The sequence below is a fragment of the Devosia sp. A369 genome (assembly GCF_054489345.1).
In genome coordinates this window covers 1-7,836 of sequence record NZ_JBTMWV010000044.1, presented here as the reverse complement: position 1 = coordinate 7,836, position 7,836 = coordinate 1, and the positions used below count along the sequence as shown (strand labels likewise).

General features: G+C 59.0%; 11 protein-coding genes. 6 read left to right on the top strand and 5 right to left on the bottom strand.

Features of this window, described 5'->3' with window-relative positions; genetic code table 11:
• Positions 1 to 215: 215 nt before the first annotated feature.
• Both ACX3OZ_RS20735 and ACX3OZ_RS20730 read left to right on the top strand, forming a co-directional pair.
• Positions 216 to 467: a hypothetical protein gene (locus tag ACX3OZ_RS20735; RefSeq protein WP_459105492.1), complete on the top strand. Its 252-nt coding sequence runs from the start codon at positions 216 to 218 to the stop codon at positions 465 to 467.
• Positions 468 to 548: 81 nt separating this feature from the next.
• Positions 549 to 1,010: a hypothetical protein gene (locus tag ACX3OZ_RS20730; protein ID WP_459105491.1), complete on the top strand. Its 462-nt coding sequence runs from the start codon at positions 549 to 551 to the stop codon at positions 1,008 to 1,010.
• Between the two features lie 434 nt (positions 1,011 to 1,444).
• On the opposite strand, the gene ACX3OZ_RS20725 is transcribed toward ACX3OZ_RS20730, so the two are convergent.
• From ACX3OZ_RS20725 to ACX3OZ_RS20710, 4 genes are read right to left on the bottom strand one after another with little or no spacing between them, the layout of a single operon-like run.
• On the bottom strand, positions 1,445 to 1,576 hold the full coding sequence (locus ACX3OZ_RS20725; protein ID WP_459105490.1) for a hypothetical protein: 132 nt from the start codon (positions 1,574 to 1,576) through the stop codon (positions 1,445 to 1,447).
• Positions 1,573 to 1,944, bottom strand: a complete 372-nt coding sequence (locus ACX3OZ_RS20720) for a hypothetical protein (RefSeq protein WP_459105489.1) — start codon at positions 1,942 to 1,944, stop codon at positions 1,573 to 1,575. The genes ACX3OZ_RS20725 and ACX3OZ_RS20720 overlap by 4 nt, the downstream gene beginning before the upstream one ends.
• Before the next feature lie 51 nt (positions 1,945 to 1,995).
• Positions 1,996 to 2,361, bottom strand: a complete 366-nt coding sequence (locus ACX3OZ_RS20715) for a hypothetical protein (RefSeq protein ID WP_459105488.1) — start codon at positions 2,359 to 2,361, stop codon at positions 1,996 to 1,998.
• 12 nt (positions 2,362 to 2,373) lie between these two features.
• Entirely contained in the window at positions 2,374 to 2,997 is a 624-nt protein-coding gene (locus ACX3OZ_RS20710; protein ID WP_459105487.1) for a phage tail tip lysozyme, read from the bottom strand.
• Between the two features lie 81 nt (positions 2,998 to 3,078).
• Here ACX3OZ_RS20710 and ACX3OZ_RS20705 point away from each other — a divergent pair, with 81 nt between their 5' ends.
• From ACX3OZ_RS20705 to ACX3OZ_RS20690, 4 genes are all read left to right on the top strand, one after another.
• A complete protein-coding gene (locus ACX3OZ_RS20705; protein ID WP_459105486.1) occupies positions 3,079 to 3,345 on the top strand; it encodes a hypothetical protein in 267 nt (88 codons plus the stop codon).
• 798 nt (positions 3,346 to 4,143) lie between these two features.
• On the top strand, positions 4,144 to 4,368 hold the full coding sequence (locus ACX3OZ_RS20700) for a hypothetical protein (protein ID WP_459105485.1): 225 nt from the start codon (positions 4,144 to 4,146) through the stop codon (positions 4,366 to 4,368).
• 225 nt (positions 4,369 to 4,593) lie between these two features.
• A complete protein-coding gene (locus ACX3OZ_RS20695; protein ID WP_459105484.1) occupies positions 4,594 to 5,076 on the top strand; it encodes a hypothetical protein in 483 nt (160 codons plus the stop codon).
• Between the two features lie 74 nt (positions 5,077 to 5,150).
• Positions 5,151 to 6,365, top strand: coding sequence for an acyltransferase family protein (locus tag ACX3OZ_RS20690; RefSeq protein WP_459105483.1), 1,215 nt, complete (start codon positions 5,151 to 5,153; stop codon positions 6,363 to 6,365).
• Between the two features lie 65 nt (positions 6,366 to 6,430).
• Here the strand turns inward: ACX3OZ_RS20690 and ACX3OZ_RS20685 are convergent, their stop codons facing one another.
• On the bottom strand, positions 6,431 to 7,630 hold the full coding sequence (locus ACX3OZ_RS20685; protein WP_459105482.1) for a tail fiber domain-containing protein: 1,200 nt from the start codon (positions 7,628 to 7,630) through the stop codon (positions 6,431 to 6,433).
• Positions 7,631 to 7,836: the final 206 nt, after the last annotated feature.

Sequence of the window (7,836 nt, the reverse complement as noted above, 5' to 3'; positions counted from 1 at the left end):
AGCAACTGGAAACTTCTATCACTGGGCATAGGCGCAGACATAGGAACTCACATCGTCAGCAAAAGCTGCGGTGCCTATACCCCCCTGGGTAAGCCAATGTCAGACGGGATCGGCTTCGCGCTTACAATGCAATGAATGTCAGATCAATTCTATCGATCGCTGCCATTACTACCGCTATGGCCCTGCCAGGCCTTGCCGTAGCCCAGGAAGAACACATGATCGGGGGAATGGCGGTGCCTGCCGATCAGGTCGAGGAAGTCCAGGCAAAGTGCGACCTGCTTCGGTCTGCCGACGACAGCGCCGTCAGTGACAGTGACGAAGCGATCACAACCCCGCCTACTCCGACTAGCGCCTCTGGTGAAGGCTGGCTGGAGGACGGCTCCAAGGTCGATATCGAGAAACTCACGGTACAGCTTTGTAAGGAAGGCAACTTCGTTACCAGCACCACCGGTACCGTTTCGAAGTAAGCTTAGGCATCCCGTATCCCAGCGGGGTGTCATTTTCTCAGCCTTTTCCGACTGACGTCCTGCAATCCGAGAGGAATGATCATGAATAAAATTGCAGCAATTGGCATCGCCAGCGCATTGGCGATTGTATCTGCAAATTCAGTTTTAGCCCAACAGCCACCAGCTCAGTCGGTCGAAGCGCCGGCCACGCCCCCAGGCGCGTCCGCCAACAAAGGTGGCGAAATTGTCGAGAACTACGGCACAGTAGTTGATGCCATCGGGCAGCTGGGCGCTGGGGAAAAAATTGCCGCATTGCCGACCGGAGAGCTGACAATAATTTTGCTTAGCTCCCTAGAAGGCGACGTCAATCACGACGGAGCCGAGGTAGACGCGGCAATCGCTGACCATCAGGCCGCTATTTCTGCACTTCAAGCCGAGATAGCCGACGACGAAGCTCTGGTGGCCAAGTTGCAGGAAAGCGGTCTATCGGCAGAGAATGCGATTGCAATTGGCCAAAATGCTGATGGCACTTGGCGCCTGTACGTCGACGATCGCGAGCAATAGCTGCTCAGCATTCACCTTGCCGCGGTCGCCACTGCTCAGACCCGGCATTTATGCCGGGGTGACGCTCTGCCCCTCCCCCGCTATTCATCCATTCGAGGGCCTGGCCAGCACCATGGTAAGTCCAGGCGGCAACGAAGGTCGGGGGGAGCTGGTGAGCCTCCGACCTCCCTCATGGCGGAATATGTAAATTCACTATGACGAAGGCCTATCCGGCCAAGGCATATTCCCTGCCGCGCGCCAGCGCTTCCGATGCTCTGCAAGCCATTCCCTGATCTTCGCCATATCGGCATAGGGTGGACGCTCTTTCCCCTCGCGCCGGAGCCGATCAAGCTCAACTGATTCCTGAACTGTGAACGATGCGTCGTGGTCGTGAGTACCCAGCATGACAGCCTCCGAAAAAGCGGAAAATGAGAACACAATGAGAACAGGTCAACTCACGATTTGGGCAGCTTTCGCCCCTCCTCCACCACCAGCAGGATATAGCGCCTGACCTTTTCGTCAGCCGCCAGCTCGGGATGGTCCCGGCAGACGCGGGAGAGAATCGCCGTCAGCTCGGCCAGGGTCATGGGATGCGCAGAAAATGCCGGATAGCGCCGCCTACCTGCTCGCTCCACCATAACAGTGAAGCCCCAAGAGCCGTGCCGCCGAGGCCTGCCAGTCCGATGACAGACATCCCGACCATCTTCATCCGCTTGAACTCCTCAACCGGCGGCTTTACATCTTCGGCCAACGTCTTTTCGATGCCGGCAAGGCGCTCGTCGGTTTTGTCCCGCGCCTGAGCCGAAACCGCCACGTCAACCGCAACAGTGTTCTCCAGCCTGCCCAGCCGCTCATGAATGTCCTTGCGGCTTTGGCGCTCGGCGGCCAGGTCTTCCCGAACATCGGAACGCATGGCTTCAATAGCTGCAAGGACGGTAGAAAGATCATCTGCCACGGCGCACCCCGACTTGAGTGAGGAACGGGCGGCCGGAGCCGCCCGACTGGGTCAGTTGCCGGTCAGGCGTTCCCATAGCGTCTGGCGCTTTGGCGCGGCCTTAGCCTGCGTCTCCACACGCCCCATAGCCGCACTGTCAGGCTTGGGGAGGATCTTCTGTCCGGCCTTGGTGACAACCTGGGCAACGGTCGTGGCACGATAGGACTGCAGCTGGGTCCAGACGTACCAGCCAAGGCCAATGGCGGCCGAAATGGTCAGCCCGCCACCCTGCCCCGAGAAAATGGCATGAACGTCGTTCTTCATGCTCTGAGGCATTGCCAGATAGATCGGGACAAAGATCGTGGCGAGCGAACCGAGTTCCTGCGCGCGGCGCCAGATCCAGCCGGCGGCGGCAGATTGGATGATCGAAGTCAACATGGTCAGGTTCTCCTAGAAGCGGACAAAGAAAAAGGCCGCTGCGAGGGCGGCCAGGGTGGCAACGGCGACAATGATGGGGACTGCCCTGCCCCGCTCGGGCTTCGCGGTCTCCGGCGGGCGCTGCGGCTCCGGCGTGGGCTTGGGGATGGGAATGCCGGTGCTGCCCTTGGCCCGCCACGCATCGAGGGCCACGGCGGCCCACTGTTTGCGACTGGGATAGTGCTTCACCCCTGCCCGCAGGAACGCCCGCTCGAATGCTTCGACCTTGGCGTCGAGCCCCTTGGCCGCCACCAGCTTGCCGATGGCGGCCTTCTCGCTGCCCTCGATGCCCTTGAGCTCGAGGAACAGATAGGCGTAGTTGGCCTCGTCGCTGGCTGGGTCTTTGCCGGTACGGGCGCAATAAGCCTCAAAGGCATGCCGGCGCGGCCCGGTCCACTGAGCCCAGCCATAGCCACCCTTGGAGCCGGGAACCGTGGGCTTGATCTCCTGCAGGATGGTTAGGCCGGCGCTCTCATGCCCGAGGTTGCCGAGGATCGCAGCGGCATCCACCGGCGTAATAGGAAAGTCCCGAATGAGCTGCGCCATGATGGCAGGCGCTTTCGCGCGGAACACTTGCTCCGCATTGAGTTTGGCCATGACGGCCTCCTGTTGATGGTGGATTAAGGGTTGGGATGAAGACCGCTGGACCACGCCGGCCCAGGCTGGCAGAATTTGACAATGGATCGCGAGCCAAAGATCGATGCCCAGAACAGCAGGTCAAACTTGTTTGCGTTCAGGCGATTAAAATGGGGTGCTCCGCCCGAGCGATTCCGGATGGACCGGGTGCTGCGTGGATCGGCGGGCGACGCCGCACACACCAACGCAGAGCCGGGAGAGGTAACCGACCTAGGGCGCCGGCGCGCACGCGAGAAAGCCGTCGATGTGACCATCTCCGTCTTTGCAGCGACCGCCGTGCTCTGGCTGACCTGGGTTCTGTTGAACTAGAGTTCGGCCAGAGGGCAGCGGCGGTAAACGGCGCTCATGGGTAGTCTCCATAATTTAACGAAGTGCGACGAAGATCGACGGTCCGGGGCCCAGCCCGGGGGGATTGGATGCCGAAAGAGTTTCGAGTTATCGACTGCCGGACGAGTGTCATCGAGCTCGCTGAATACCGGATCATCGCCGACACACCGGAGCATGCTGCGTTCTTGGCTCTCGGGGAAGAACTGGTACGAGGAAGCGGCCGGTCAGGACCGCTGCGTGCCAGAGTTTACCTGCAGGGCCCCAACTCACTTTCGCTCGTTCGGCTCTATGCGAGTTCGGCGGAACGGCAGAAGTCCCAGCGTGAACGAAAACCAGCCGACCGCTGGGGTGATTGAACGGCATGAGCACGGCAAGCGCTGAGCGGCCTTGTCCGATAAATATCATATAAATATCAGAGCTTTGGTCGTTGGAACCTACCCGCCCACTCACGAGTTCCGTCCGTTGAGACACAGGAAGCCGGCACAACCGCCCCGTGCCAGGCCCATGTTTCATCCACGCGGGAGTGAAAGTTATGGCCACTCTGATAATTGTCGTTGTCGCTCTTACCGCCATCAGCGGCGCGTCCTTCGCGCTGATCCTTGGTACCAAAGATCAGTCAGCAGCCAAGCGGCGGACAGCCGAACAGCACGTCTCATTTCCACGGCGGAGTGAATCACATCCACGCAGTGCTCGCAATTTCGTTCAAATTGATATGCAAGCCATGCACGCCCGGCAACCATTTCAGCCCCACCATAAACGCGGGGCTCCCGGAGCGTGATAATGAAGCCAACCACCCTGCCTCACCCGCTTTACGTGCAGGCCAGAGACCATCTCGAACAGGCAATGGCCGTTCTGTCGCGCGAACCCGACGCTGCGCCACTGCTCGCCTTGATCGATGAAGCGGTCGACATCGCAATCGAGCTGGCGCATCTCCCACCGACAGATGTGACGATCCTGCACCTGATGTCTTCCGACGCGGTCCGAGGCAAGCCCGACCGAGAATGAGCGCCCGGGCACGCCATGCACCACGCCGCCCGACCTTTACAATAATCCCTGCCCCGATACGCTGCGGCGCGCAGTCCTGCAGCCTGCTTGGGGTCTGTTGGTAGAGAGGGCCGTGGGACTGCGCAACTCGGGGTGCCCCTGCTAACCTCGCCGATCTTGATCTAGAACGGTTGACACCGCGCCGATGCTCTGGACATGTTCACGGCGTTTCGAGCGGGGGGCAAAATGCTCAAGACTTTATCATTGTCAGCACTGTTTTTAGCGGCGGCCGCCTCATTGGCCGCGTGCTCTTTTTCTCCCGTTTACGGCGGCGCCAATACGCCTTCAGCGTCAAACATTGCTTTCGCCTATGCGGCGCCCAGCTCGCGGCTTGAACAGGTAGTCTATCAACGCCTCGGGCTTAGCTTTCGACCAAGTGACGACGCGCCCGTAATGATGGCAACAGTATCGACTGGTTCACAGCGGGGGATGATGACGTCGACGTCTGGCCCTGCTCCCAGAGTCGCGAATGTCACAGTGACGATGAACATCCTTGAAGATGGCAAGGTCATCTTCACCGCCACAAGATCGGCTTCCGCTAGCTACAGCACCAATAACCAGGTTCTAGCCAACAATCAGGCTGTCACTGACGCGCAGGAGCGCGCGGCCGTGTCAGCAGCGGAGTCCCTACGGCTGGCCGTACTTGCGGATTACGTACGTCGGAACTAGCCCCAGAGACCGTCCGGCAGGCCATGAGCCGCGCCATTCAGCCATGAGCTCGCCAACTCCTTTAGAGCTTGATCATGGTGGTCTCCATTGATGTTGGACGCGGGTTATCGTCCTCTGCTGTGACGGTGACGAGCATGGAGGCGTCGGCTTACGCGTTGACAAAATTGGCCGGCGCCATACATGGTGCCGTCACCCAAGATGGGATTTTTTCATTGAAACGAATTGATGCGCTCGATGGGCTGCGGGGTATTTTGGCCGCGCTGGTAGTGATTTACCACTACGTGACTTGGGGCTCTCTAAGCGTGCCCGCGTTCGTTTCCGGCTTTCTCGACCGGGGCGCCATCTACGCCGTAATTGGTTTTTTTGTTCTCAGCGGCGTGAGCATGTATGTGGCATATGGCGACATGCGCACCGGCTCGGCGCGGGAGGTGGCTGCATTTTTCATCAAACGCTTTTTCCGAATTGCCCCGCTGTTCTACCTCGTGATGGCATTCAACCTTTATGGCCCAGTCAAACAGTGCATCATGGGGGCCTGCTCAGGCTTGGACATAGGGAGGGTTGTCGCAAACGGCGCGTTTGTGTTCGGCTTCTCTGCTCCAGCCCGATCGTCTCTTGTCGTGGCCGGTTGGTCGATAGGAATTGAGTGGGTTTTTTACGCTCTATTCCCGATTGCCGTTGCCCTCGTGGCGCTCGCGCCGAAGCTCGTGTCGGCTCTGCTATGCGCTCTCGGCTTTGCCGTTCTGGTGGCATGGGATGTGCTCTACGGTTTCCGCGCCCCATCGTGGGTAGACTATGCTCAATTCCCAGCGTACGCCTTCTATTTTGCCTTTGGCATCTGGGCGGCAATCAATCGGGCTACGTTGTCCTGGAGCAACGGAATGGCCCTCATGACCGTCATCGCTCTTGCCTTTTTCGTGGCGACCGTTGCCATCAAATACGACTTTTCGAACTCCGTTCATGTCGCGACGGCCGAGGCGGTCCTATTCGGCGCAGTGACGTGCTTGGCCGTCTATGTCGCGGCGTCTACCGCAAACCCACCCGAGCCCATCGCTCGGGTGATGCGCTGGCTCGGGGAAATGAGCTTTGGTGTGTATCTGTTGCATTTCCCGGTTTCCGTGGTGGTTGCCAAGCAGGGATTAACAGGATGGCCGGCGTTCATTATTGCTTGTGCAATCACGGTCGCCGCCGCGCAGGTTATTTTCTTGCTGGTGGAGAAACCGGCCATGCGTATTGGGTCCGCACTCTCCAAAGCCGTCAAACGCCAGCCGAGCGCTACCGTCCCAGCTTAGCCCACTCCGGGAGGCAAGAAGCCCGCCCGTCCGGGACAAAGGCTGATGGAGGTATCCTCGCCCGTTTAGCTGTGCTCCAGAGCGCGCACTCTAGCGACAAGGTCATCAATTTGCCGCTGCTGCTTCTTGATGACCACGAGCAAGCTCACGCTCAGACGCCCATAAGGAACACCATTTGGCGCTGGTAAGTCCTCAAGCACCTGATGACCAAACTCATCAATTACCGGATTGCCTTCGCCATCGACAACAGGCTTCCTATCCCAAGAGGCGAAACGTGGGTCAATCTGGGCTGCATCTTCGGCAACGAGGCCATACCAACCCCATTCGGGGTTGTCGGCCTCGCAAGTGGAGCGATAATAGACGGGCTCCAGTTCAAGAACCTTATCTGCCCACTCATCAGTCAGCGGCTCGATGTCGGTCTTAAACTCACCCGAGGACGTGGAGCGGACAATTTGACCCGTCGAGAGGACCACAAGGTTTGCCGCATCTGCCGTTGTTGATCCATATACCCCAGCGATTACCGCAGAAGTCTGCGCAGCACCGCCAATCCGAGTGCGGCCGGCGGTTGTCTCTAAGATACTATTGCCGATTGTGATCGTGTCATTGACACGCGATCGCGCCACAGCGCCAATAGCGATCTGGCGAGATGCAGCGGGAGCGCTGGAGTCGTCCACACCTGTGAGGTATCCGACATGTGTGTTGTCGACACCCGTTACGATATTGTAAGCGGACATCGCTCCCACAGAAGTGTTTCTAGATCCTTCGGTGGCCTGCTGTGCGGCGTTGAATCCAATGTGAACGCTCCGAGTGTTCGCGTCAGAGTTTCCGGTACTGCCTTTGCTGTACGCGACCCCGCTACCGATAAAAACGCTCTCTTTTCCCACCTTACCGAGGCGGTTCGCACTAGCGCCGATAATGACCTGGGCCGAAGGACTCTCGTTCTCCAGTGATGCACCGCCGCCGACGATGACGTTGTTCATGGCCGCCAGAGAATTTTGCATGGCGCCAAACCCGACAGCAACGTTGTTCGTGCCTGACCACGTGCGGAACGTACCGCTGCCGGGTGAGTCTTCTTTGCCTCGTCCTGCGCTGTATCCCACCAGTGTATTGAATGTGTGATCGAGCCCGCCATTGCCGGCAAACGTGCCGATAATGGTGGCCTCAAGACCGACAGTTGTCTGCTCTGCTGCCCTAAAACCATCGACAAACGAATAGCCTAGGCCATTCAGCCCATTCGATCCGATGGCCGCGTGACCCGCCCGCACCCCGCGAACTGTGGTGCTGTTGTTCGAGAACGGATGGTCAAACCAGTATCCCTCGATCTTGCTGAGTTTGCTGAGTGAAGAAGAGAGCTGGCTCGGTTTGTCTGAACAGCTATTGGGGCATCTCTAGGTGGATTTCGGCCCTGGTTATGCCGCTGCCGGGATTGGCATCAGCGCATTGAAGTAGGCGAAGTCGGGCGTCTTTCGGT

Coding starts and splice junctions, on each gene's coding strand:
- ACX3OZ_RS20730 (WP_459105491.1), top strand. CDS start 549: ATGAATAAAATTGCAGCAATTGGCATCGCCAGCGCATTGGCGATTGTA.
- ACX3OZ_RS20725 (WP_459105490.1), bottom strand. CDS start 1,576: ATGACCCTGGCCGAGCTGACGGCGATTCTCTCCCGCGTCTGCCGGGAC.
- ACX3OZ_RS20710 (WP_459105487.1), bottom strand. CDS start 2,997: ATGGCCAAACTCAATGCGGAGCAAGTGTTCCGCGCGAAAGCGCCTGCC.
- ACX3OZ_RS20700 (WP_459105485.1), top strand. CDS start 4,144: ATGAAGCCAACCACCCTGCCTCACCCGCTTTACGTGCAGGCCAGAGAC.
- ACX3OZ_RS20705 (WP_459105486.1), top strand. CDS start 3,079: ATGGATCGCGAGCCAAAGATCGATGCCCAGAACAGCAGGTCAAACTTG.
- ACX3OZ_RS20695 (WP_459105484.1), top strand. CDS start 4,594: ATGCTCAAGACTTTATCATTGTCAGCACTGTTTTTAGCGGCGGCCGCC.
- ACX3OZ_RS20735 (WP_459105492.1), top strand. CDS start 216: ATGATCGGGGGAATGGCGGTGCCTGCCGATCAGGTCGAGGAAGTCCAG.
- ACX3OZ_RS20715 (WP_459105488.1), bottom strand. CDS start 2,361: ATGTTGACTTCGATCATCCAATCTGCCGCCGCCGGCTGGATCTGGCGC.
- ACX3OZ_RS20690 (WP_459105483.1), top strand. CDS start 5,151: ATGGTGGTCTCCATTGATGTTGGACGCGGGTTATCGTCCTCTGCTGTG.